Here is a 24,373-nt window from a genome sequence, read left to right on the forward strand (position 1 = left end):
AAGCTTAGCTTGATAGCGATGGGGTACCACCCCATATTAGAAAAAACGATATTTTGATGCAAAGTTATCGTGCAAGCAAGAGCATTAAAGTTCTATCGCCAATTCTTTTTTTGATATAATAGATGTGAAGCAGAAAATAGATAGAAAGATACTGCTAGTCATTTATACTTAAAATGTAGGGAGCTTGAACAGAGTTATGGGGACAGAAAAAGAAATTAGTTCCGCTAAATTAATATGGAAGATGACGCGCCCGCATACATTAACGGCGACGTTTTCTCCTGTAATTTTAGGAACAGTAGCATCACTGTATGTTACAGACATTCATTGGCTTTTATTTATTGCGATGATGGTTGCATGTTTAGCATTGCAAATAGCAACGAACTTATTTAATGAGTACTATGATTTCAAACGTGGATTAGATACCGCTGATTCTGTTGGCATCGGTGGTGGAATTGTCCGTCATGGATTGAAACCAAAAAATGTGTTAACAGTTGCGCTTTTATTGTATGTAGTAGCAGCACTTATTGGAGTTTATATTTGTATGAATAGCAGCTGGTGGTTAGTCGTTATTGGTTTAATTGGGATGGCGGTTGGCTACTTATATACAGGTGGTCCATTACCAATTGCGTACACTCCGTTTGGAGAATTAGTTTCTGGATTGTTAATGGGGACATGTTTTGTACTCATTGCTTTCTTTATTCAAACGAATACGATAACGATTGAAAGTGTATTGATTTCCATTCCAATTGGAATTTTAGTCGGTGCAATTAACATGTCTAATAACATCCGAGATATCGAAGAAGATATTAAAGGTGGAAGAAAGACATTAGTAATCCTCCTCGGGAGAGAAAAAGCAATAGTAACACTAGCTGTAGCCTTTTTCATTGCTTATTTATGGATCGCGGTGATTGTATTGATGGGTTATATAAGCCCTTGGGCATTAGTTATGTTCCTAGGTTTGAGAAAGCCAATCTCTGCTATTCAAAGCTTCCAAAAAGGAGCAAAAGATCCCGGGTATATGCGCATCGCAATGAAATCAACAGCGATGACAAATACGATTTTCGGCTTCTTATTATCAGCAGGATTATTAATTAGCTACTTGTTTTAAATGAAAACTATTGTTAAATAACTTAACCCCAATTTCTCAATTTTAATATGGAGAGATTGGGGTTTTATTTTGAGTTTTTTAACGTTATAAACTATTCTCATTTGAAATGCATATACCAATAAATTGCAATTTCATCACTTGTCATATCCAAACCTTTATAAACAAGAAAATCAAATCCGCCTATTACAAATCCACATTTTTCATAGAACTTACATGCTGCGACATTATTATTTTGCGTTTCAAGCATGATACCGGGCATGTTGCCTTCTTTTGCCCATTGCTTTGCTTGATCAACTAATCTTTTACCAACCCCGAGTGTACGATGTTTTTTATCCACCGTTATATCTTCTATGTAAGCATAGTGATTCCAATTCTTTTTCAATACTATTAATCCGATGATTTGGTTATGTAACAGTGCTATGTAAATTACTTGATTGGGCTTATTTATATATTCATTGTACGCCAGTTCTTCATTATCATTTTGTAAATAACTTTTTTCATAACTCGGAACGTCTTCTACTGTATATTCTATGCGTCTACTTACTTTTGAAAGAGAAAGAATTAACCGAGCATTCACTATAAAACTGTCATCAATCTCTGGGTGATTGTCTAAATCATTTGTTTCTAACTTTCTAATTAAAAGGCTCATCGTGATACCTCCAAATCATATTATTTTTTCTGGCTCTTTATGTGATTCAAATTTATTCCAATTACAAAATTATAATGGAATTTCAATAGTAAGGCTATCTCTGCATTTTATCTTTATACCGTCATGCTATTATCTAGATATAACTATGTTGTATGTAGTAGTGACGGAAATAGTGAAAGATTTCTAATTGGTTAACATATAAAATGAACTATTTCTTCCTAACCATAAAATGAATCGTGGAGAAGATAAAGGATGCAAAAAACAATATTAATTGTAGAAGATGAAGATATTTTACGTGAGATTATGAAGGATTACTTATTAAACGAAGGGTATAACGTCTTAGAGGCGATTGATGGGAAAGAAGCATTATCTATATTTGAAGAGCATGAGGTACATTTAATTATTCTAGACATTATGTTACCAGAATTAGATGGTTGGGCGGTCTGTCGGCGAATTCGGAAGAAATCTAATGTACCTATTATTATGTTAAAGGCTCGGATAGATGAGGATGATACTCAACTCGGATTTGAACTAGGAGCAGATGATCGCACTATTAATAGTCATATTCGTAATTTTTGTCATAAATTAGGACAAAAAGCAGCTTGTATTGTAACTGTTGTGCGTGCTGGTAATAAATTTGAGGGACAAGTATGAAAAAAGGAATTGTATTAAAGTTATTTATTTTAACAACAGCATTATGCACACTTATTTTAGTAACTATTTTTATTGGACAAACTATATTTTTTAAGCAATACTACGCAAATCGAAAAGTTAATGATATTAAAACAAATATTCAATCCTTTGAAAAAGCATATGTAAAAGCTGGAGATGATGCGAAAGCAATTCAAGAATTGGAACAAAATTTCTATCAAGAGAATGCGACATGGATTACAACGTTAGATCGTGTAGGTAATATAAAATATGCAAATGATTTTTCTATAGAAATTCAATTAGACCCTAACGAAAATAAGAGATTTTCTGAACGTTCCATTCACATACCGTTGTATAGTTTTATCAATTTAGAAGATATACAAAGGATGAAATATAGTTTAGAACAAGGGAGTCATATTATTATCGATGGAGTACAGAAGGGGGATATAGTAGTCCCTGCGATGTTAACAATAAAAGAGAAGAATGTCGGGCTAGAGAACAAGCAACTGTCAGAAAGATTGTATGGGCCAAAAGCTGTATCTTCAAAAGAAAGTTCACAATTATATTTAGCAGGAATCATTCAAAACGTGCAATTACCGGAGGGGACTGTAGGAACGAATTTTATATATGGAAATCGTGTGCTTATAGATAGAATAAAACAATTTCAGGTTGATTTATTATTGGATCAAAAATTTAATGATGTTACTTCTATAGAAATAATGGATTACGAAGAAAATGATATTAAATATAAACTATTAATCAAGCCGACAAAAGACGCAGAGGGTAAGATAAACTATATATTTGCTATGACATCATTGCAACCAGTTGATGAAGCAGTGCAAATGATAAAGGATTATTACGTATATTTAATTATCTTTGTACTGATTTTAATTGTTTTAATATCGTTCTATTACTCAAAAAAAATCGCCAAGCCATTATTACAAATAAATGATACTACAAAAAAAATTGCGGGTTTAGATTTCTCAGAGACGATATCTATTACTACAAGGGATGAGATAGGTGATTTATCACAAAATATTAACACACTTTCTAAAGCTTTGCATTCGTATATTCATCAATTACAGCAAGATATAGAGAAAGAAAAGCAATTAGAAAATACACGTAAAGAATTTATCGCGGGTGTTTCACATGAGTTAAAAACACCTTTAAGTATTATGAAGAGCTGTATTTCAATTTTGGAGGATGGTGTTGCTAGTAATAAAAAGGAGTATTACTTTAAAGCAATGTCAAAAGAAGTAGATAAAATGGATATGCTCATCATTGATATGCTGGAGTTAGCAAAATTCGAATCTGGTACGTATAAAATGGAAATGGATGTTTTCTATATTGATGAGATGATTGATTATATATGTGAACAATTAAGCCCGGATATAACAGCTAAGCAATTACATGTTTATAAAGAACTTTCTAAAATTGAAGTTGTTGCAAACCAACATCGCATAGAACAAGTTATAACTAACTTTATTACGAATGCAATTCGTTACACACCAGAACAGGAGACTATCATTATTTCTACAATAGAAGAGAATGAACGTGTAAAAGTATGTGTAGAAAATAAAGGAGCACATATTGAACTAGAACATTTAGAAAAAATATGGGATCGTTTTTATCGAGGAGATACGTCACGTCAACGTTCAAAAGGTGGAACAGGATTAGGCCTTGCTATTTCAAAGAATATTTTAGAGCTACATGGTGCGGGATATGGTGTTTTGAATACAGAAGATGGCGTATTATTTTTCTTCTATTTGAATAAAAACGTGTAGAATTTCCGTTCTACACGTTTTTATCATTTTTAAACAAAATCGACATTATCTGCATTTTATCTTTATTAGCATTCATTACTATTTTCATTAGAAACGGAATGAAAAGCTGATAAGGAGATTATTAAAATGAAAAAAAGAGTGATATTGCTTTTGCTTATTATAATAATAATGGGTACAGGCGTTAGTTTCATACATGCTAAAGGGTACAAAAATATATCAAAAGAGAATCTAAGATTAAAAGGAAAAATAATTGTAATTGATCCGGGACACGGTGGAGGAGATAGAGGGACGAAAGGAAAGAAATTTGGAACGATTGAAAAAGAACTTAATTTAAAAGTAGCACAAAATATAAAGAAAGAATTAGAAGAAAGAACGGATGCAAAAGTTATATTAACACGTGAAAAAGATACGAGTTTACTTCCAGAAACAAAACAAAGGGAAGAATTGCAAGCTCGTGTCAAAGTAGCGAAAGAATATGCGGCGGATCTTTATATTAGCATTCATCATGATGCTTTTGAGGATACAAATGTAAAAGGAATAACAACTCATTATGGATCTAATAAAAGGAAAGATAAAAAATTAGCTAAGATCGTACAAGAAGCCATTTTTGATCAAAATATAGACAGCCGAGATAGAGGCGTTCATGGCAGTGATTTTCTTGTCTTACGAGAAAATCCTTCTCCATCTATCTTAATTGAATTAGGATTTACATCTAATGCGAGTGATGAAAAAAGAATGAATTCAGAAGAATTCCAAGCGAAATCGCAAAAAGGTATTGTGGACGGCATTATTAATTATTTTATTATGTAATAAAATAGGCAAATAGAAAATTACTATTCTTTCTAAATCTTAATTAGGAAGAGTAGTATTTTTTATTTTGGGTGTATATCCATTTTTCAAATTAGAAACAAATATTTTTCTAAAGAGTGAATGCAATATGCTATTCTTTAACTGATTTCGACATTATCTGCATTTTATCTTTATCCGTCTCTATTAATCTATTTATTGTAAATACCGGTTGAAACGAATGATTCAGTCGAGTAAAGGCTCAACCTTTTAAATAATGAATATGAAAATTAATAGGGAAAGGATCGAAAAATAATGAAAGAATCACAAAGTAAGAAAAAAACAAGTCGATTAACTAAGGTAATAATATCTCTAGGAGTTGTTTTAGCAACGACCTTTTTCACATTCTTTTTAATAGGGGAATGGAACTCTATCTCAGCGAAGGGAGTAGCTAAGGAAAATATGAAACAAGTTAATACGCAACAACAAGAAAAGAAAAAGGAAACACCACCGACAAAACAAAAAAGACCTGATGGAAAACCGGTAGGAAAAGTTGTTTATTTAACATTTGATGATGGTCCTAGCGAATTAACTGGGAAATTTTTAGATGTACTAAAAGAACAAAATGTTGCCTCTACATTTTTTATGCAAGGTAGCAATTTACAAAATACAGGTTTTCAGGAAAATGTAAAAAGAGCGGTAAAAGAAGGACATTATATTGGTGCTCATAGTATGACACATAACAGTGATAAGCTATACAAAAAAGGACAATTTGTACCGGAGATGAAAGAAACGTTAGCTCTTATCCATAATATTACGGGTACAACTCCTAAACTAGTTCGTCCGCCATATGGATCTGCACCAGGATTAAAGGGTGAGGAAATTCGTAATCAAATTGTAGAAGCAGCAATAAAAGTTTGGGATTGGACAATAGACTCAAATGATTGGAAATTAAAAGATAATCCAACTCAGATTATCGAAAATGTAAAGAAACAAACAACAGAAGAAGTAGAAGTTGTTTTAATGCATGAAAAGGCGCAAACATTACAAGCTCTTCCTGAAATTATTAAATTTTATAAAGAGCAAGGGTATGAATTTGGGGTATATAATGATGAAGATCATTTTCGTTTAAACTTCCAGAAAGATCAACGTCTATAGTATAAACATAGTTATCTTAAAAGGTGTTTTCTATTACTAAATCAATAACTAAAAATAGAGCCGATTTCCTATAAGATAAAGAAATCGGCTCTATTTTTAGTAGTTGCTATTATTTTTTATGTATGCCCAGATGTTTAATGGATAAATTTACTTAATAGCATCATGGACAAAAACGGAAAAAGATTTTAGAGATAAAATATCTTATCGCTGATGCTGAAACAAAGACCACCCTTTGGACTGGAGAAGATAAAGGAATGAAAAAAATAAGCTGATTGAATCAACTTATTTTTTATTTACTATCTTCAATTGTCCTATTATTTCTTCCGGAATATCCCCTTCAGAAATAATATCGTAAGAATACTGGGAAATATAAGTGTGTAAATTAATTATGAATATATTTTATTCACTAAAAATAATCCCTTGATAAATAAACAGAATTATTGTAAAGTAGTGATAATTAAAATGTATATTGTTTGAAAGCGATGAAAGGAAATAGTAACAAGTATTTTTTCTTTTAGAGAGTCGGTGGGTGGTGTAAACCGATAGAAGGAACTTGTGAATCCGTCCTTGAGCGAAATGTGGAACACTTCAATGTGAAGTTAATAATCGTTTCCGGATAAAAGCCGTTAATAATTTAAGTGGAGAGCATATATTTTTGTGCTTTCAACTAGGGTGGCAACGCGGGTTAACTCTCGTCCCTTTTATAGGGACGGGAGTTTTTTGTGTTTTTGTAGTACACAACCTAATTTTAAAAAGATTAGTTACTTAATTAGAGGAGAGATAAGCCATGTTAGATGTAAAAGTATTACGTACAAATGTAGAAGGGGTAAAGAAAAAATTAATTACTCGTGGTGGAGAGTTTCTTGAATTAAATAAATTTGAAGAATTAGATCTAAAGCGTCGTGAATTGTTAATAGGAGCAGAAGAGTTAAAAAGTAAACGTAATGAAATATCTGAACGTATTGCGAATTTAAAGCGTGAAAAACAAGATGCCGATGAACTTATTAGTGAAATGCGTGAAGTGGGAGACAATATTAAATCGTTAGATGATGAATTGCGTTATGTAGAAGAAGAGGTAAATACAATATTGTTAGCATTACCAAATCTACCTCATGAAACAGTGCCTGTTGGGGAATCAGAAGATGATAATGTTGAAATACGTAAGTGGGGAGAAATAAGTGAATTTTCATTTGAAGCAAAACCACATTGGGAAGTTGCTGAAAAATTAGGATTACTAGATTTTGAGCGTGCAGCAAAAGTAACGGGAAGCCGCTTCGTCTATTACAATGGATTGGGAGCACGTTTAGAGCGAGCGGTAGCCAACTTTATGTTAGATTTACATGTTGAAGAACACGGATATACAGAAGTGATTCCGCCATTTATCGTAAATAGCGATAGTTTATTAGGAACAGGACAGTTCCCAAAATTTAAAGAAGATGTATTCACCTTAAAAGACACAAATTATTCTTTAATTCCAACGGCGGAAGTACCATTAGCAAACTATTATCGTGATGAAATTTTAAAAGGTGAAGAGTTACCTATTAATTTTACGGCGAATACTCCATGTTTCCGTTCTGAAGCCGGTAGTGCAGGACGCGATACGAGAGGGTTAATTCGTCAGCACCAATTTAGTAAAGTTGAAATGGTTAAATATACAAAACCTGAAGATTCATACGATGAGTTAGAAAAATTAACAACAAATGCCGAAAAGGTTCTGCAATTGTTACAGTTACCTTATCGTGTAATCGTATTATGTACTGCTGATATGGCATTTCCAGCTGCAAAAACTTATGACATTGAAGTTTGGTTACCAAGCTATGGCGTATATCGTGAAATTTCTTCTTGCTCAAATTGTGAAGATTTCCAAGCGCGTCGTGCAAGTATACGTTTCCGTCGTACAAATGGAGCTAAACCAGAATTGGTGCACACACTAAATGGCTCTGGATTGGCTATTGGACGTACAGTAGCAGCTATTTTAGAAAACTACCAACAAGAAGATGGCTCTGTTATAGTTCCAGAAGTATTGCGTCCATACATGAGAGGAATAGAAATTATTAAATGAGAAAGACATTGATTTGAGATGAAGTTTAATAGCTTATAAAAGTTTTGGGGAATAAAGAATTATTTAAGATGATGAAGCCGGGAAGAGATTCTTTTAGAAGGTCACATATCAAGATTAAATAATTTTACTGTGTAAATACTTTTTCATAATAAATATAAAAGGTTAAGGAGATATTGTTAATGTGCAATCGATATAGATTAATAGAGGAATTTAATAATGTAGAATTTGATAAAAGTTTAAAATGGTTTTCTCCACCTAAAGATTGGGAGATTAATAGGAATAAATCGAAGTTAATAATCAAACCTGATAAAGAGACAGATTTCTGGCAAAAAACACACTATGAATTTCAAGTTGATAATGGTCATTTTTTATACTATGAACTAAATGGAGATTTTAGATTGATCACGAAAGTAAACTCTAAACCAGCAAACAGATATGATCAAGCAGGTTTAATGGTTCGATTTTCAAAAGATACGTGGTTGAAGACATCTGTTGAGTATATACCGGATGACAATAGTAAATTAGGTGTTGTTGTAACAAAAAATGGATACTCTGATTGGTCTAGTCAGGAATTTTTGGAAGATTTGAATTCCCTTTACTATCGAATAACAAGAAAGGGTAATAATTACTATGTTGATTATTCAATAGACGGCGTTTCATGGAAGCAAATAAGAATGACTCACCTTTTTGAGGAAAAAGATTATATGAAAGTTGGTATTTATACTTGCAGTCCACAAGGAGAGGGATATGAAGCTGAGTTTGAATTTATTAGGATTGAGAATGTAGATGATAATACAAAGGTATATTAAAGGTATAAAGCCATCATAATTTTTATAGATGTATTGAATAAAAAGTTAATTCAATCGGGAATTGAAAAGTAATTAAATTTCTGTATAAAATACAATGAGTATACAAAAACGAAGAAGGTATTTTGAACAAAACAATTACAAATATTTGGTTTAACTGTTATGATTACGGGTGTTATTTTAATCCGGATAGTTTAAAATATTCATCAATATGTTTTTTAGGAAACAATGAATTCTTCCATAAAAGAAACCCATCCATTTTGTTTAATCTTTTTTCAAAATGGATGGGTTTTTTATCGTTTTTATTGCATTTGCAACAAAAATACGTAATAAGGAGCTACTTATGAAGGGAATTCTTCGCGAAATTGGAATGATAGCAAGGGCTTTAAATTCTATAAGTAATATAGAATTTAAAGAATATGAGCTGACAAAAGGGCAGTATTTGTACCTTGTACGAATATGTGAAAACCCAGGTGTCATTCAAGAAAAGCTATCTGAGATGATAAAAGTGGATCGAACAACAGCATCTCGTGCTATAAAAAAACTTGAAATGAATGGTTTTATTGAAAAGAAAGAAGATGAACATAACAAAAAAATAAAAAAACTCTTTCCAACTGAGAAAGGGGAAAATGTGTATCCCTTTATAAAAAGAGAAAATGATTATTCCAATGCCGTTGCATTGGAGGGATTTTCCGAAAAAGAAGTAGAAACTATTTTCAAGCTTCTTCAAAGAGTAAGAGGAAATGTAGAAAAAGACTGGGATTTTGTAAAAAAGGGGAACAAGAGAATTTATTGATTATATAAAGGAGTGACATATGTAGATGACTATAAAAAAGTGTACTCTTGAAGATTTACATAAGCTTCAAGAAATTAGTTATGAAACATTCGATGAGACATTTAAGCATCAAAATTCACCCGAAAATATGAATGCCTATTTAGAAAAGGCATTAAACTTAAAACAATTAGAAAAAGAATTAGCCAATCTTTCTTCGCAATTCTATTTTATGTATTTTAATAATGAAGTCGCTGGATATGTAAAGGTAAATACGAATGACGCTCAGTCTGAAGAAATGGGTGATGAATCACTTGAAATCGAGAGGATCTATATAAAAAGCACGTTTCAAAAACATGGGCTTGGTAAACATCTATTAAATAGAGCGATTGAAATTGCAATTGAACATAATAAAAAGAAAATCTGGCTAGGCGTTTGGGAAAAGAATGAAAATGCTATTGCTTTTTATAAGAAAATGGGGTTTGTCCAAGTTGGAGCCCACTCTTTTTATATGGGTGATGAAGAACAAATAGACTTTATAATGACTAAAACACTTAAATAACTTTGTTAAAAGGGGGTATATTCCAAAAAAATTTAAGATCAGAGATTTTGATGAGATTTTTTAAAAAAACTCTTTTGGTACGATTGTCATAACAGAACAAGGGAAACCAATTGCCATTCAGTTGCCTTTGGGGTTAAATAAAAAAGGTGATGATTACTATATTATTGGGCATATGGCCTATGGAAATAATCGGTTGGAAATATTCGGGGATCATGGAGATGTGCTTGGTGTGTTTCAAGGACCACACGCTTATATTTCCTCTTTTCGGTATAGAAAGGAAGAAGTTCCAACATGGAATTATCAGGCCATTCATGTATAGGGTACAGCAAGCATTTTAGAGATAGATGAATTAATAGAAGAACTAGCAATGATGCTAAAAAAGTATGAAGAAAATCGTGAAAATATAGTTTTATGGGATGAACTTTCTCCTTAGTTATTAGAACGAGAAGTAAAAGGAATTGTTGGATTTAAAATTAAAGTGCAAGAAGTTCAAGCTGCATATAATTTAAGCCAGAATCGTAAGGAGAAAGATTATTCTAATATTGTTGATAAATTGCAAGCGAAAAAATCCTGATTCTCAGTAAATGGCAAAGGTGATGAAAAAGAGGGTTAAAATTATAAATCAGTGCTATAGGACACTTTATGATTTTTTAAGATATAGTTACTTTAATTGAATGAGAAATATAAAAAGTAGATTTCCTGTACGTTAAGTGAAGTGGCATTTCATTCACATAATCCGTATTATCTGAAGTTAATAAAGTCTATTACACTCTCTTCTTTAAGAACGTTTCCATAATATCTTTCTTGAATCTTTCATAATCAAACTGAAAAGCTACATTATGCGTTTTATAGCCTGGATTAGTAACAAAACGAAAGTCTGCAATACTTTGACCAAATCCTTCTCCTTGATCAGGAATTACTTTAATGGGTACTCTTGAAAGACCAACAGCCTCTTGATTCAGCAAATACCACACTGTTACAAAATCATGCATAGGGCTTCCACTTATACCAGGATTAGACTTGGAATAGAAATTATAATAATAGTCTAACATAGGTTTGAGGATGAGCCCTGCAAGATCCTGTGTATTTCGATGAAATGCATCGATTTGTTGGACCATTTCGGGTGTAACAATCGCATGTTGAGTCACATTTAACGGGATAATTGTCAAATTCTGTGCATGCTGCAGAATTAAGTTTGCTGCATAAGGGTCGGCGTAAAAGTTAGCTTCAGCTACAGCAGTTACGTTACCTGGATAGAAAAAAGCTCCCCCCATGCAAATGCATTCTCTTACGTTTCGCATTATTTCTAAATTCAATACAAAAGTCGTAGCTAGCGAAGAAAGTCTTCCTAAATTGATAATTGTAAGATCTTCCAAATTTGATTCTATAACTTGATAAATATCATTTAAAGGATAAACTGGATATGAAATTTCAGGTGGAATAATAGGCCCTAATCCAACTTTTCCATGTACCTCAGGGAAATACTGAATCAAGATACCTGTCAATGGTACAGAAGCACCAAGGAATACAGGTATCTCTTCTCTTCCCGCAATGTATTTCAAATAGTTAATATTTCTTATTACATTTTCTCTTGATACATTTCCATAATCGGCTACAATTCCTACAAGTTGAATATCTTTACGAAAAAAGGTGTACAGTATAGCAAACGCATCGTCAATCCCCAAATCTGTAAACAGGAGAACCTTTTTTTGCATAACTTTTCCTCCAAAATTTATATAATCCTACTTTCACTAATGATGAAGTAATCAGGCTAAGCTTGTGTATATATATTTTATGTATTCTGAAAGAGTACATTCTATTCACTTGAAATAGTCTTGCTCATCTAAATTTGATATTATGTTCAAACGTAAGCTTCCGTTCTTAAGTTGATAGTCATCTGGTACTATCCCAATATACGTAGCGAAATAGGAATTAAATGCTAGATAGTTATTTATTTAGCTCCATTTGTATTAATCGTCATTATTCTTGCACTGAAATATTTAATGAACGTTGCAGATACGACAAAAGCAAGATTGGATATTTGTAAGTGTCATTTTATCAACGATTGATTTTGGTTGTATTTTATTTGAATTTAGTAGTGCAGGAAGTAAGGGATGGGATCATCCGATTGTTATTACAACAATTATTACCGGGGTACTTGTTACACTTTATTTTGCTTACGCCAAATAAAGTGTAACGATCCACTATTAAATTTATCCGTATTTAAGTATAAAATTTTTACTCTTACATCAATGATAAACGTACTCATCACGATGATTATGTATGCTGATTTAATTCTTTTACCGATATACTTACAAAACGGAAGAGGCTTTACCGCATTTGAATCAGGTTTACTTCTATTATCTGGAGCTGTTATTAATGCATTCTTATCACCTATTACAGGTAAAATGTATGATAAATACGGAGCAAAACCACTCTTTATTACAGGGTTAATATATTATTTCGATGTGGGGTGTAATTGATTTAACTGAATCCACAACGTATATGTATGTAATGGTGCGCACTATTATTTTACGAATTGGGTTAAGCTTTATTTCGATGCCATTAAATACAGCAGGACTAAATGCTTTACCTAGAGAATTAGGTTCACATGGTTCAGCGGTAAATAATACGATTCGTCAATTAGCCGGTGCTATTGGAACAGCAGTTGTTATTACTATATATACGACTCAAGCAACTTCACATGCTGCAGAGTTATCTTTGGAAAAAGGAAACATTACAGCTATTCAACTAGCGAAATTATCTTCTATTTTCGGCTCAAGTGATGCGTATCTATTTATGTTATTCTTATCTTTCGTAGCATTAATCTTTGCATGTTTTATGCCTAAAAAAGTGGCAACTCAAAAATTTGAAAGTGAAGCACATAATTAGAATAGTTTATAGAGTTGTTTAGAAAGTATATGATGAGAGAAAAAGCAAGTGATCTAATATGGAGGTCATTTGCTTTTTCTTTTTATTTGTTTAGGAATTTAACTTTATCTTGTAGAGATATCAAAGGAGAAATGAAAAATTACACCTACAACAATTAAAAGATTGATTATGCATGTAGAGCTCTTATTATTTGTCCTAATCTCATTTTAGAATAAATAACTTATAGAAAAAATTGAATAATTTTCATGTGGAGGGAGATTTTAAGAAGGATGTCGAGGGTATATTTTCCTGTTGTTTTTTAGATAAATGATTACTTAGCCAGAAACTACTTAGTGGAACGGTTTGTAAAGATTTTCTGTCAAGAAATCACTAACACTTAGCTCCAAGTATAAAACATAAACCATTCGATAAATGGGGTAGTGTGATGAAAAAACTTAGTAGAAAACATTTGAGAAAAGATATTCAGGAACTTGAGAATGCAAGTATGCAGATACACTCTAATCAAGATCGTGAGCTTGATCAGAGTGTATCTGCGAATGAAGAAGTTTTGAAACAAGTTTTTGACAATTGTTCCGATATTGTTTTTCGTCCAATATTTATAAATAGCCAAATTAAAATTCTTTTTATTTATATAGATGGATTGGTAGACACCGGTATTGTGGAACAAGTTGTTTTGAAACCAATGATGTTCGAGGGGATGCCTAGTGGACTAAAGGTTATGGATTCAGTAGGAGAAATTATACAAAATCAGCTTATTGCAGTTTCTCAAGTAAAGACGATTTCTAAAGTTCGTGAGGTTATAGAAGCAGTATTGAAAGCGAATATCGTCATTTTGACAGAAGGAGAGAGTCAAGCTCTGGTCGCTGACTTAAAAGGGTTTGAAAAACGGAGTATTGAAGAGCCAGCTGCCGAGATTTCTGTTCGTGGCCCTCGGGACGGGTTTACGGAAACTTTAAGGGTCAATACGAGCCTTATTCGCCGAAGAATTCGGAGCCAAAAACTAAAAATGGAACCTTATTCGATTGGGGAATTGTCACAGACAGATGTGGTGATTACCTATATTGAAGGAATTGCTCCCGATTCGGTTTTAGATGAAGTTCGCCAAAGGGTACAGCGAATTCAAATTGATGGGGTGTTAGAGTCAGCTTTTATTGAAGAGTTTATTGAGGACCAACCTTTTTCTCCTTTTCCACAAATTCAAAATACTGAGCGACCAGATGCGGTGTGTGCAAGTTTATTAGAAGGGAAAGTGGCAATTTTAGTGGATAACACACCTTTCGTTTTAATCGTTCCTATGACATTTTGGACTGGTCTCCAGGCAGCAGAGGATTATTATGAACGATCCATCTACACAACTTTTGTTAGATGGATACGTTTAATATTAATCAATATTTCATTATTTCTCCCTTCTCTCTATGTCGCTATTACAACCTTTCATCCGAAACTAATCCCAACAAATTTGCTTATTAGTATTGCAGCTGCAAGAGAAGGTATTCCTTTCCCAGCTGTTATAGAAGCGCTGATGATGGAATTTTTATTTGAAGGTTTGAGGGAAGCGGGCGTTCGGTTACCAAAACCCGTTGGATCAGCAGTTAGCATTGTAGGGGCACTTGTTATCGGACAAGCTGCGGTGCAAGCAGGTATTATTTCAGCACCATTGGTTATTGTTGTGGCGACAACCGGAATTGCTTCGTTTGCGTTCCCGCGCTATAACTTAGGAACAGCTTACCGGATGCTGCGCTTTCCGATGCTACTATTGGCAGGGATGCTTGGGCTGTATGGTATTGCTATAAGTACCCTTGCGATTTTAATTCATTTAACAAACATACGTTCATTCGGCGTTCCGTATTTAAGTCCGGTTGCGCCTCAGACTCCGCGTGATTTAAAGGATGTTTTGCTTCGAACACCTCGTTGGAACATGACACATCGTCCTATAATGGTATCTGGTAAGGAGAAAATCCGTTTTCCAGATGGACAACAACCAGGTGCAAAACGGGGAGGGGAAACAGAATGAGCCTACACAAGGCACTTTGTATGATACTAGTAGTTTCTTTATGTTTCTTGACGGGATGCTGGGATCGTACAGAGTTAAATGATCTGGCAATAGAATTAGGATGGGGACTTGATCAAGCGAAGAATAATAAGGTTGAAATTAGCGCCCAGTTTATTATCCCTTCAAAAATGGGAATGGGACAGAGCGGAAGAAGTAATGCAGGAAAATCAGTTTTTCTTGAATCAGGAACTGGAAAGGATACACATGAAGCTGTACAAATGATGCAAACAAAAATGTCGAGGGAAATCTTTCGAGGGCATCAGCGTGTAATATTAATTGGAGAAAAATTAGCTAAAAATGGTCTCGCTCCAGTTTTGGATGCATATAGTCGCGATCCTGATATTCGGTTACGAGCAGATGCGTTAGTAGTAAAGGGAAATACTGCAAAAGAGTTCCTGAAAGCATCTATCCCTTTAGAGGCTATCCCGGCACTTGGGGCACTTAAAGAGCATATGCAAATAGAGGCATTGGGAGATACATCGTTATTAAATTTTCTTATTGCTGGTACGAGTGATGGAATCACCCCAATCTTGCCAGTTATTAAACTAAATATGTCTCATAAAAAAGGTGAAAACGAGGTCAAAGGGTTTCAAATTGTAGGAGGTGCTATATTTAACAACGATCTTAAGTTGGTAGGATACTTAAATATGCAGGAATGGTTAGCTACTCTTTGGATAGTGAATCGTTTAAGTAAACAGACGATTACAGCAACTGCCTCTAAAGGGAATGGTAGTACGAGTTTATATATGACAAAAATCAAAAGAAAAATTATACCGACTATAAAAGGGGCCACAATTAAGTGTGACGTTGTTTTTTTAGGTGAAGGAACGATTCAGGAGAACAATACGAATTTAGATCTTTCGCAGCCAAAAAATCTTACTTTTTTAGAACGTGTAATGGAAAAACAATCTGAAAAACAAGCTCTCCAAACTATTAAAAAGGTTCAAAAACAATACGGAACCGATATCTTTGGATTTGGAGAAGCTATTCATCAAAAATATCCATCCGAATGGAAAGAGCTAAAAAAGAATTGGAGTAAGCAGTTTCGAAAAGTGCAGGTTTCTGTTCATGCAAAGCTTACTATTCGGCGAGTAGGACTGACTGGACAGCCGTTGCAGTTAAAGAAAAATGAAATAAAAAAATAAGGAGGAATATAGCGTGTGAGAAATTCGATGAAAATCTCTGGCAGACAAATCTTTTGGATGATGTTCACATTTGAAGTGGGCCAATCACTCCTTCTAGTTATTCCAGCGACGATTCGCACTGCCAAACAAGATGCTTGGATCTCGCTCTTTATTGCAGGGTGTGTAGGGATTGCTCTTACTTTTTTGGCAACTACACTTGGCTCGCTTTATCCGAAGCAAACCCTAATTGAATTTAGTCAAACCATTCTTGGCAAATGGCTAGGAAAACTACTGATGATTCCTTACTTCTTTGGATGGTACATGATAATTTGGATAACGGTCCGTGAATTTGGTGAGTTCATTAGTATCGCTTTGTTTCATAATACACCTTTGTGGATTATTGTCTTTACTGCTATGTTATTGCTCATTTTTATCATTTATCAAGGTGGGGTGGAAGGTATTGGGCGCTTAAGTGAAATCATTGGGCCAATGGTACTTTTAATGATAACGTTTGTAATCATTTTGAATGTTGGCAATATGAATTTGGATTATATGCTTCCTATTTATCATGATTCTGGATGGTTTCCCATCCTTAAAGGTTCCTATACTCCTGTAGCCGCGTTTTTTGGAGAGGCTGTCATGATGACAATGTTTGTTTTCTTTATGGACAAACCCGAACAAGCGCCATCACGGGCGATGTGGGGAGTAGGACTGGCTGTTTTTATGGTAACGATTGGAACATTAGCGGTCATTTTAACATTCGGTCCGAATTTGCCTTCAAGTTTTTTGTATCCGGTTTACGATTTGAGTCGGTACATATCCGTCATGGAATTCATTCAAAATGTAGATATTCTGATTGTTATTATTTGGTTTTTTAGTATTTTTGTTAAACTGGCGTTATACATGTTTCTCGCTTGTTATGGAACAGCACAAATGTTTCATTTGAAGGATTGGCGAAAAGTAGCTTTGGTTCTTGCTCCTATTTCGTTCATCATAGCTGTGTCGGTTAAAAATATCCAGACATTTACTCATTATTACTACATATTTTTCGTAATTCCTATTGCATTTCCTATCTATGAACTAGGAATTCCCTTACTGTTATTGGTGGTTGGCAAAATTCGAAGGAAATATGCATAAATCCAATCGGTAATATGTTCGAATGAAGATATGCTTCGTTTTTTGACTAAAATAAAAGGAGAAATAGTCTGCTCACAAGCGTAGGCTATTTCGTTATTTATGCATTGAAAGAACATGCGAACCATATAGAATTTCTAAGACTTTCTATTGAAAAAAGGGAGTGTTTATGAAAAATCCAGTTTCATAGTATGTTTTATGTTTGGAGTAATTTAATCACTATTGATCGTATTTAGTATGATGCGTTAGAAAAACGGTCTTGGAAACCTTCTAGTATGACAATCAGAATTATATGGGCTGTATTTGCTACGTACTTATCCTAGAAAATATAGTATAAATTAAAGACGTAAATGAAAACTTGAGCATAATAAAAATGCTCGAGTTTTTATGTTGATTAATGATAATCTAAAATATAGAATATACACATCTCAGGGAGGTCATACATATGAAGAAATGGATGAAAATTATTTTGTACTCTTTATTAGGTATTTTACTTATGGGGAGCATTACTTTTTTTACTTGGTCCCAATTTACTTACAAACCAACGAAAGAGGCTTTGTCGTTAGTAGATGATAAAAAAGATGAAGATAATATAGTATTTGGACAGAAGGATGCTAAGGTAGGGATTATTTTTTATCAAGGAGCTAAAGTAGAAGTAGAGGCTTATAGTTACTTAGGGGAAGCTCTTGCAAAAGATGGTCATTTTGTAGTAATGCCTAAGTTACCACTAAACTTAGCGATACTCGGAATCAATGAGGTAGACATTGTAATTGAACAGTATCCGGAAGTTCAAAAATGGTACGTTGCTGGACATTCAATGGGGGGAGCTATGATTTCTAAATATGCCTTTCACAATGAAGACAAGGTAGACGGGATCATTTTCTTAGGTTCGTATCCTGCAGATGACTTCTCTACGAAATCGATTCCGATGTTATCAATTTATGGAGAAGTAGATGCTTTAGCAACAGTAGAAAAAATAGAGAACAATAAAAAGTTAATGTCAAAGAATACAACTATGCACATGATAAAAGGGGGAAACCATGCTCATTTTGGCATGTATGGTGAGCAAAAAGGTGATAATGCGAGCTTAATTACATCAAAAGCACAACGAGATGAAACAGTGAAAGTAATTGAACAATGGTTAGTGAAACAATGATAAGGAATTTAATAAATTTACTGAAAGAATTCTTCTTCCTTAAGATAGCCCAATGGTAGGTGGGAGAGGTGATCAAGAGCCAGCTCATACGAGTAGGCTCTTTTTATTTATCTGCTATCTCCAATTGTCCCTTTACTTTCCCTGGTATATCTTTTTCTGAAATAACGTCGTAAGAATACACATACTTTCCTTTTACATGAATTTTTAAGTAAGTTTTTTTTATAAAATCATTAGGGGTGCTAGTGCCTACTGTATATTCTTTCTCATTCCTTGCTTCATCTACACCTTTTAGGGCGTACATAGCTCGTCCTTTATGATGATAATCTGGAACACCATATCCTTTCGCAATGGCATATACATTTTTTTCTTCAGCAATCGGATTAAATCTATCCAAATCCCCGCGTAATATGAAAGGTAATAAATATATCGGTAGGCCTAATCCTATTATGCAAAGTACAAATTTCTTCATGATTGTTTCTCCTCTTATTGTATTTACATTTTTGAGTATAGAAAAAAATTCTTATAAATATAGAGGGGAATTTCTTAAGGTTTTCTTAATAAAGTTTAACCGTGTGAAAAAAGATTAACTTGAGTATTAAGCTTACGGAATGAATAGCCAAATAACCTGTTTTCTTTATTTTTTGATGGTAGGTTATTTGGTTTTATATTGGTATGAGTGAATTGAGAAATAAGTGAGATTTAGGAACTAGAATAAATGTATCTTACAGTAATAAGAGAATTATCTAAATAAATTATAGTGAGAACAATTAAAGAAAGCATCTAGTGGGGTGCTTTTTCTTTTGGAATAGAGAATCCAGTGGGGCAGTTACATGTAATGCAGCGCTGTGCTTCTATGTCATTGGAAAACCCAATGATAAAAAAGAGGCTTGCCTTCCAAACAAATTGTTATTTGTAACACTGTTATCAAAGCAAAGTTCTCATGACATCTCTTTGATATTCAAAAATATTAATAACCTATTGCATGAAGTTTTTTGAAAATTTAGGTTTAACATCTTTAAAATAGGTGTATTACATATTACATAACAACTAAATAAAAAATCTAAAGGAGGAAAAATACAATGCATAAGAATGAAAGAAAACCGGTGGTTCATGAATATCAAAATGAACAGGAAGTAGTTATGAAAGTAAAAGAGCTAGAATTGCAAGGGATTCGCCAAGATGACATTTATGTCTTGGCACATGAAAAACATCTAACAAAAAAGATTGCAGATGATACAAACATAAATACGATTGGAGTAAAAGAACAAGGAATGGGCACAAGTATTATCAACTTTTTCTCCAAAAAAGGGGACGAACTTCGAAATCAAATGGAGGAAATGGGGTTGTCGAAGGAGGAAGCTAACTTATATGAAGAAAAATTAGATCAAGGGAGAATTTTACTCCTAGTAACAGCTGAAACACCAACGGCGAGTGATAGGCAGCCACAAAATTATCATTCTCTCTAATAGATTGCAACATCTGATAAATAGATAAGTTAATTATTTTAGGTTGTAGCATGGAAGAAAATAAAAGTAGAGAAGGGTGAGAAAAATGAAACATACAATATTTAAATATGCTGTGATTGGGATTACGACCGGAGTTATGGTCTCTCTATTAAAAAAAGAAAATCGGAAAGCTATACAAACAAAAGGAAAAAGCGTAAAAGACAAACTACAAGAAGGAAGCATAAAGGAAACATTGGGGAAGGTAACTGAGACAAGTAAACAATTCTCTGTAATTGCAGCTAATGTTGCAAAACAAACATTACCACAACTGCTTACAGCCACACCAGTTGTCATTTCTACTATTAAAGATTTAACAGAAAACGAAAATGACAAAAAGAAAAAAGATGAAAAGAATTACGAAATCAATCAAAATAGTAAGGACATAGACGGTGAAAAAAAGAAAAATGAAAAGAAATATATGAAAGAAGGGAAAGAAGAGAGTGCTTAGATTTAATTCTAAAAAGAGAAAGTGAGGAAAAAAGTATGAAATCTCTGTATGCAATTGATGTAGGAATTGGCTTTACCAAACGGGCATATCGAAAGGATGTAGATTCTGAGGTGACGATTAAGAGTGAAGCTTCCACACTAGCCCGTGTACCTAATCATGCTGAAAGTGAAGATTTAACAAAGGTAAGTTTTATAGACTTAGACTTTGCATACTACATGGGAAATGAAGCACATCAATCTGACGCTTCATTTCTTCCTCCATTTGACGAAGAAATAGAAAATTATTATGAAAGCGAACAGTTTAAACAACAAATATTTGGTTGCATTGCAAAGGATTATAAAGAAAATGTCGTGTTACCTTTAGTTGTTACCGGGCTTCCCGTTACTTGTTTTGGTAGTCAGCATGAGCAATTACAAAATGTATTAAAAAAAGAAACTTCCGTGCAAATTGATGGGAAATTTATTAATATTACGGTGGAAAATGCTTTGATTCTTCAGCAACCGGTCGCTTTACATGCCTATTTCTTAAAAGAGGGAATCATTCAGGAACAAGATCGTATCTTAATTATTGATGGTGGATTTCGTACATTAGAAATGACAGATATGAAACAGAATGTCATTTTAAATCATTATGAGACGGAACTAGGATGTAGCAAGCCTTTGAAAAATATTAAGAATATCCTGCAGAATCATGCGGGGGAAAGTAATCACTTGCATATTAACGACATGCCAAAAATATTAGAAAAAGGATATGGAGGTCGAGAAGAAAATCCTCAGACAAGTCAGGTTGATACTTTGATTCAAAAAGAGTTGGATACACACTTCCAAGACGTTATGCGTGTATTACAAGAACAATTTAAGTTAGACCAGTATGAAACTATTATTTGGACAGGAGGAATAGTAGATATCCACAAAAAACGAATTGAAAAAATGCAAGGTGAAATTTCTTCTTTCCGTATGGTAGACGCTTCGAAAGAGGCTGCACTTCATGGATACTATATGATTGGAAGTCAAGTATTTGACGACATCACCAATCAATCTGCATATGAATCCAAATTGTAATAACGACCAAAATGGAGTTCGTTGAATAGACGTGCCAAATTATGTGGCTTCTTTTCCACATATAAATAAGAAAAGATAAAAAGTGCTTGTATAGAGGAAATGTTTAAAATTTAGAATACAAATAACTAATATATAGGGGGTCTTCCTTGTAACAGAATAAGACCTCCTATATATTAGTTTGTAATTTAGATGATCTAAAAAATTTTCCTCGAAGACATGAATACCTACATACAAATTTCATATTACGGATATTATTCGATCAAACATAAAACTATTCAGAAAGGAAGAATAATATGGAATGCATAAAAATGCCGAAATGGGATTGGTATCATGTGAAAACTAGTGAGCTTGAAAAACTTTCTTCTATAATCCCTCGTGATGTAACATCTTATTTCTCTCAATTTGTAAAGAAAATAAGTTCTCCTTGTGAAAATGGATTATATGTTTATACGTTATCACCAAGTCAAACTTGTGTATATGGTTCGTTTTTATATGATCAAGATAAAAAGGACGCCAAAATTCAAAAATTTCTTCATTATTTCGTAGCTCATGGAATATTGATAACAGTCCAGGAAAAAGAGGAAGAGGATTTCCAAAAGTTAATACATAATTTCCCTATGGGTACAAAAAATTGTAATAGTTCCGCTGAAGGATTATGTGCCATCTTATCAATGTTTATATCTCACTATTTGCGAGAGGTTGACTATTTTGAAAACCATTTTAGAAATGTATTATGGGATTTTTATCATCATAATAACATAGCAGTTTTAGAAAAAAATTTATCATATTCGTCATGAATTATTTATGAACACACATGTGTTTCGTTTAATACAAGAGGTATTACAAGGCTTGGAGGAAGCTTGGTTAGAAAATATAACAAAAACTCTTTGTTATAAACAAACACACTTGAAATTAGAGCGTGGATTACAACTTGTTAAAGAGTATCAAGAAGAATTAGACACGATGATTCATTTACAAGAAGTGGTTTCTTCTCATCGTGGGAATGAAATTATGAAAGCTCTTACTGTATTAACTGCTGTGAGTACGCCTTTGACAGCCTTAGGAGCATTGTGGGGTATGAATTTTAAATACATGCCTGAACTAGAATGGAAATATAGCTATTTAATCGCTCTCTTATTTATTATTTTCACAACAGGGGGTATGTATTTATATATGCAAGTTAAAGGATGGACAGGTGATTTATTACGAGTAAAGAAAAAGAAATCTTTTTTTAAATCTAATTAGTCCTGTTTTTAAAAAATATGATAGATATTAACCTAGATATATGGTTAGTAATATTTATTAATTGGGGTAGTGCCATATATCCACCAAGCTAATATTTTGATGTCCACCAAAACAAAAATTTTATCTCTTCACAGATAGTTGTCTATGAGAATTGAGGTCATTATTTTGTTTTTGGATATTTGCTTTTCTTAGCTTGATGGCAATGTGGTTCTACCTCTTATAAATGTTACAAAAATCCTTCAAATAGCTCTAACTTGCACAATGCTTCCCGTTAATATAATACGCTGATTCTGTGAAAACCGTAAATACAACCTCTACTTCTGGAAGTCCAAAATCCATTACATATGTAGTAATGGCCTTGGCAAATCGATCACGAATTTCCTGTCCACGCTCGAACCATTTCACTTCAATAAGAGGAAACGCTTCTATTTCTTCTCCATTGAATACAAACGTAGAACTTGGTAGTTCCAACGTAAAATTATCCGTACCACACTCACAGATCTCTGCGAGCTCTTCTACTAATGGCTTGCTTATGCGTTTTAATTGTTCAGTAGTAATTCCACGAAACACAACATGCGGCATGTAAATCCCTCCGTTAGATAGCTTTATATTTGCTCACATCATAACACAATTTATTTTGCTGTACTAACATCTATTGGTACATTTCAATGACATTCTTAAGAATAATCATATGTTATTGAAACAATACATGTATTGTAACTATTTAAAATATTTGAGAGCTCGGTAATTGGGTAAATAAAAAAAGCCTTATCATTCTCCCTGTAAGGAGGCATGAGGGGAGGCCTCTATTAGGAAAGGGATGGTACGCTTATATATTTTAAAAAGAAAAGACACCCTAAGATGCCTTCCTCCGACTTGATAACCACTTTAATTTTAATAACATTGTATTCCCATCCGAATACTATTTTACCACGTTAAGTAATGTTGGTCATTGAGAAAGTCAAATACGTAGCGTTCATATATAGTGACCTCTAGGAGTATGCAAGATTTAATACAGTTTTTTTATTGATCCAACAACAAAAAAGAACCATAAAACCGTGCCAGGATAGGAATGTATAAAAAATGCATAGATCGATAGAAAAAGAAAGGAGGTTCCCTTGTAAGGGGAAGATTCCTCCTTGTCCTTACTACTGATAATAGGACATTATGTCGACTCGATATGAATAGAATATACACTCACAGATCATAACAAATTATTCTTACGAATGGTATAATTAGGAGAAGAAGGTTGAATTTCTAACTTTCAATAAAGCTGCTTAACTGTAGACTAAATAAATGAAAAACAATATATTTATAGGTTAGTAACCAGATCTTGTTAAGTCGTATGTCCTATTTTTAGTTTAGCGTTGCCCAGAATGTACACCAATTAATCTCGCGAATTACAAGAAAACTATTA

Annotated in this window: 20 protein-coding genes, 4 pseudogenes and 1 other annotated feature; of the genes and pseudogenes, 19 read left to right on the top strand and 5 right to left on the bottom strand. The window is 33.3% G+C overall.

Annotation, left to right across the window (positions count from 1 at the left end; translation table 11 throughout):
* Positions 1–196 precede the first annotated feature (196 nt).
* Positions 197–1,108, top strand: a complete 912-nt coding sequence (gene menA / locus DN393_RS29240; protein WP_098102413.1) for a 1,4-dihydroxy-2-naphthoate polyprenyltransferase — start codon at positions 197–199, stop codon at positions 1,106–1,108.
* A gap of 97 nt (positions 1,109–1,205) precedes the next feature.
* Here the strand turns inward: menA and satA are convergent, their stop codons facing one another.
* Positions 1,206–1,757 carry a streptothricin N-acetyltransferase SatA gene (gene satA, locus DN393_RS29245; protein WP_098102414.1) on the bottom strand — a complete coding sequence of 184 codons (552 nt, stop codon included), beginning with the start codon at positions 1,755–1,757 and terminating at the stop codon, positions 1,206–1,208.
* A gap of 252 nt (positions 1,758–2,009) precedes the next feature.
* On the opposite strand from satA, the gene DN393_RS29255 reads away from it, so the two are divergent.
* The 9 genes and pseudogenes from DN393_RS29255 to DN393_RS29295 all read left to right on the top strand — a co-directional run bounded on the left by DN393_RS29255 (position 2,010) and on the right by DN393_RS29295 (position 10,922).
* Entirely contained in the window at positions 2,010–2,411 is a 402-nt protein-coding gene (locus DN393_RS29255; RefSeq protein ID WP_064475752.1) for a response regulator, read from the top strand.
* Entirely contained in the window at positions 2,408–4,192 is a 1,785-nt protein-coding gene (locus DN393_RS29260) for a sensor histidine kinase (protein ID WP_088046756.1), read from the top strand. The genes DN393_RS29255 and DN393_RS29260 overlap by 4 nt, the downstream gene beginning before the upstream one ends.
* Before the next feature lie 126 nt (positions 4,193–4,318).
* Positions 4,319–5,002, top strand: a complete 684-nt coding sequence (locus tag DN393_RS29265; RefSeq protein WP_098102415.1) for an N-acetylmuramoyl-L-alanine amidase family protein — start codon at positions 4,319–4,321, stop codon at positions 5,000–5,002.
* A gap of 291 nt (positions 5,003–5,293) precedes the next feature.
* Positions 5,294–6,136, top strand: coding sequence for a polysaccharide deacetylase family protein (locus tag DN393_RS29270; RefSeq protein WP_064475750.1), 843 nt, complete (start codon positions 5,294–5,296; stop codon positions 6,134–6,136).
* 473 nt (positions 6,137–6,609) lie between these two features.
* Positions 6,610–6,839 (top strand) — a binding site (T-box leader).
* Positions 6,840–6,923: 84 nt separating this feature from the next.
* Positions 6,924–8,198 (top strand): serine--tRNA ligase, encoded by a 1,275-nt coding sequence (gene serS / locus DN393_RS29275; protein ID WP_064475749.1) that lies wholly within the window; start codon positions 6,924–6,926, stop codon positions 8,196–8,198.
* Positions 8,199–8,377: 179 nt separating this feature from the next.
* On the top strand, positions 8,378–9,007 hold the full coding sequence (locus tag DN393_RS29280; protein ID WP_098655037.1) for a DUF1349 domain-containing protein: 630 nt from the start codon (positions 8,378–8,380) through the stop codon (positions 9,005–9,007).
* 340 nt (positions 9,008–9,347) lie between these two features.
* Complete coding sequence (locus tag DN393_RS29285) at positions 9,348–9,800, top strand: MarR family winged helix-turn-helix transcriptional regulator (RefSeq protein WP_064475747.1); 453 nt, start codon at positions 9,348–9,350, stop codon at positions 9,798–9,800.
* A 25-nt stretch (positions 9,801–9,825) separates the two neighbouring features.
* Positions 9,826–10,338 carry a spermidine/spermine N(1)-acetyltransferase gene (gene paiA / locus DN393_RS29290; protein WP_098102417.1) on the top strand — a complete coding sequence of 171 codons (513 nt, stop codon included), beginning with the start codon at positions 9,826–9,828 and terminating at the stop codon, positions 10,336–10,338.
* Between the two features lie 82 nt (positions 10,339–10,420).
* A pseudogene (locus DN393_RS29295) lies at positions 10,421–10,922 on the top strand (FMN-binding negative transcriptional regulator).
* A 180-nt stretch (positions 10,923–11,102) separates the two neighbouring features.
* Here DN393_RS29295 and DN393_RS29300 read toward each other — a convergent pair.
* Positions 11,103–12,053 (bottom strand): nucleoside hydrolase, encoded by a 951-nt coding sequence (locus tag DN393_RS29300; protein WP_064475746.1) that lies wholly within the window; start codon positions 12,051–12,053, stop codon positions 11,103–11,105.
* A gap of 228 nt (positions 12,054–12,281) precedes the next feature.
* Here DN393_RS29300 and DN393_RS29305 point away from each other — a divergent pair.
* The 5 genes and pseudogenes from DN393_RS29305 to DN393_RS29325 all read left to right on the top strand — a co-directional run.
* A pseudogene (locus DN393_RS29305) lies at positions 12,282–13,230 on the top strand (MFS transporter); the annotation flags it as partial.
* A gap of 421 nt (positions 13,231–13,651) precedes the next feature.
* Entirely contained in the window at positions 13,652–15,244 is a 1,593-nt protein-coding gene (locus tag DN393_RS29310) for a spore germination protein (protein WP_149174194.1), read from the top strand.
* On the top strand, positions 15,241–16,428 hold the full coding sequence (locus DN393_RS29315) for a Ger(x)C family spore germination protein (RefSeq protein ID WP_064475744.1): 1,188 nt from the start codon (positions 15,241–15,243) through the stop codon (positions 16,426–16,428). The genes DN393_RS29310 and DN393_RS29315 overlap by 4 nt, the downstream gene beginning before the upstream one ends.
* 27 nt (positions 16,429–16,455) lie before the next feature.
* On the top strand, positions 16,456–17,544 hold the full coding sequence (locus DN393_RS29320) for a GerAB/ArcD/ProY family transporter (RefSeq protein WP_064475976.1): 1,089 nt from the start codon (positions 16,456–16,458) through the stop codon (positions 17,542–17,544).
* 442 nt (positions 17,545–17,986) lie between these two features.
* Positions 17,987–18,697 carry an alpha/beta hydrolase gene (locus tag DN393_RS29325; RefSeq protein ID WP_064475743.1) on the top strand — a complete coding sequence of 237 codons (711 nt, stop codon included), beginning with the start codon at positions 17,987–17,989 and terminating at the stop codon, positions 18,695–18,697.
* Positions 18,698–18,800: 103 nt separating this feature from the next.
* On the opposite strand, the gene DN393_RS29330 is transcribed toward DN393_RS29325, so the two are convergent.
* Both DN393_RS29330 and DN393_RS32575 read right to left on the bottom strand, forming a co-directional pair.
* Positions 18,801–19,166, bottom strand: a complete 366-nt coding sequence (locus tag DN393_RS29330) for a YxeA family protein (protein WP_000714941.1) — start codon at positions 19,164–19,166, stop codon at positions 18,801–18,803.
* A 394-nt stretch (positions 19,167–19,560) separates the two neighbouring features.
* Positions 19,561–19,665: pseudogene (locus DN393_RS32575) on the bottom strand (acyl dehydratase); the annotation flags it as partial.
* 111 nt (positions 19,666–19,776) lie between these two features.
* Between DN393_RS32575 and DN393_RS29335 the strand changes: the two are divergent.
* The 4 genes and pseudogenes from DN393_RS29335 (at position 19,777) to DN393_RS29350 (ending at position 22,956) form a co-directional block, all read left to right on the top strand.
* The gene (locus tag DN393_RS29335) at positions 19,777–20,163 is read left to right on the top strand and encodes a YflT domain-containing protein (RefSeq protein ID WP_000549435.1); all 387 of its coding nucleotides are present in this window, start codon (positions 19,777–19,779) and stop codon (positions 20,161–20,163) included.
* A gap of 85 nt (positions 20,164–20,248) precedes the next feature.
* A complete protein-coding gene (locus tag DN393_RS29340; protein ID WP_149174195.1) occupies positions 20,249–20,650 on the top strand; it encodes a peptidase U61 in 402 nt (133 codons plus the stop codon).
* Positions 20,651–20,685: 35 nt separating this feature from the next.
* Complete coding sequence (locus DN393_RS29345; protein WP_064475741.1) at positions 20,686–21,711, top strand: ParM/StbA family protein; 1,026 nt, start codon at positions 20,686–20,688, stop codon at positions 21,709–21,711.
* 293 nt (positions 21,712–22,004) lie between these two features.
* A pseudogene (locus tag DN393_RS29350) lies at positions 22,005–22,956 on the top strand (magnesium transporter CorA family protein).
* Between the two features lie 249 nt (positions 22,957–23,205).
* Here the strand turns inward: DN393_RS29350 and DN393_RS29355 are convergent.
* On the bottom strand, positions 23,206–23,538 hold the full coding sequence (locus DN393_RS29355) for a DUF1904 family protein (protein WP_001120967.1): 333 nt from the start codon (positions 23,536–23,538) through the stop codon (positions 23,206–23,208).
* Positions 23,539–24,373: the final 835 nt, after the last annotated feature.

Source organism: Bacillus sp. BPN334, assembly GCF_008368885.1.
In the GTDB taxonomy this organism is placed as follows: Bacteria; Bacillota; Bacilli; order Bacillales; family Bacillaceae_G; genus Bacillus_A; species Bacillus_A wiedmannii.

Excerpts from the sequence above, each read along its gene's own strand:
- menA (WP_098102413.1), top strand. The coding sequence starts at position 197 with ATGGGGACAGAAAAAGAAATTAGTTCCGCTAAATTAATATGGAAGATG.
- satA (WP_098102414.1), bottom strand. The coding sequence starts at position 1,757 with ATGAGCCTTTTAATTAGAAAGTTAGAAACAAATGATTTAGACAATCAC.
- DN393_RS29255 (WP_064475752.1), top strand. The coding sequence starts at position 2,010 with ATGCAAAAAACAATATTAATTGTAGAAGATGAAGATATTTTACGTGAG.
- DN393_RS29260 (WP_088046756.1), top strand. The coding sequence starts at position 2,408 with ATGAAAAAAGGAATTGTATTAAAGTTATTTATTTTAACAACAGCATTA.
- DN393_RS29265 (WP_098102415.1), top strand. The coding sequence starts at position 4,319 with ATGAAAAAAAGAGTGATATTGCTTTTGCTTATTATAATAATAATGGGT.
- DN393_RS29270 (WP_064475750.1), top strand. The coding sequence starts at position 5,294 with ATGAAAGAATCACAAAGTAAGAAAAAAACAAGTCGATTAACTAAGGTA.
- serS (WP_064475749.1), top strand. The coding sequence starts at position 6,924 with ATGTTAGATGTAAAAGTATTACGTACAAATGTAGAAGGGGTAAAGAAA.
- DN393_RS29280 (WP_098655037.1), top strand. The coding sequence starts at position 8,378 with ATGTGCAATCGATATAGATTAATAGAGGAATTTAATAATGTAGAATTT.
- DN393_RS29285 (WP_064475747.1), top strand. The coding sequence starts at position 9,348 with ATGAAGGGAATTCTTCGCGAAATTGGAATGATAGCAAGGGCTTTAAAT.
- paiA (WP_098102417.1), top strand. The coding sequence starts at position 9,826 with ATGACTATAAAAAAGTGTACTCTTGAAGATTTACATAAGCTTCAAGAA.
- DN393_RS29300 (WP_064475746.1), bottom strand. The coding sequence starts at position 12,053 with ATGCAAAAAAAGGTTCTCCTGTTTACAGATTTGGGGATTGACGATGCG.
- DN393_RS29315 (WP_064475744.1), top strand. The coding sequence starts at position 15,241 with ATGAGCCTACACAAGGCACTTTGTATGATACTAGTAGTTTCTTTATGT.
- DN393_RS29320 (WP_064475976.1), top strand. The coding sequence starts at position 16,456 with ATGAAAATCTCTGGCAGACAAATCTTTTGGATGATGTTCACATTTGAA.
- DN393_RS29325 (WP_064475743.1), top strand. The coding sequence starts at position 17,987 with ATGAAGAAATGGATGAAAATTATTTTGTACTCTTTATTAGGTATTTTA.
- DN393_RS29330 (WP_000714941.1), bottom strand. The coding sequence starts at position 19,166 with ATGAAGAAATTTGTACTTTGCATAATAGGATTAGGCCTACCGATATAT.
- DN393_RS29335 (WP_000549435.1), top strand. The coding sequence starts at position 19,777 with ATGCATAAGAATGAAAGAAAACCGGTGGTTCATGAATATCAAAATGAA.
- DN393_RS29340 (WP_149174195.1), top strand. The coding sequence starts at position 20,249 with ATGAAACATACAATATTTAAATATGCTGTGATTGGGATTACGACCGGA.
- DN393_RS29345 (WP_064475741.1), top strand. The coding sequence starts at position 20,686 with ATGAAATCTCTGTATGCAATTGATGTAGGAATTGGCTTTACCAAACGG.
- DN393_RS29355 (WP_001120967.1), bottom strand. The coding sequence starts at position 23,538 with ATGCCGCATGTTGTGTTTCGTGGAATTACTACTGAACAATTAAAACGC.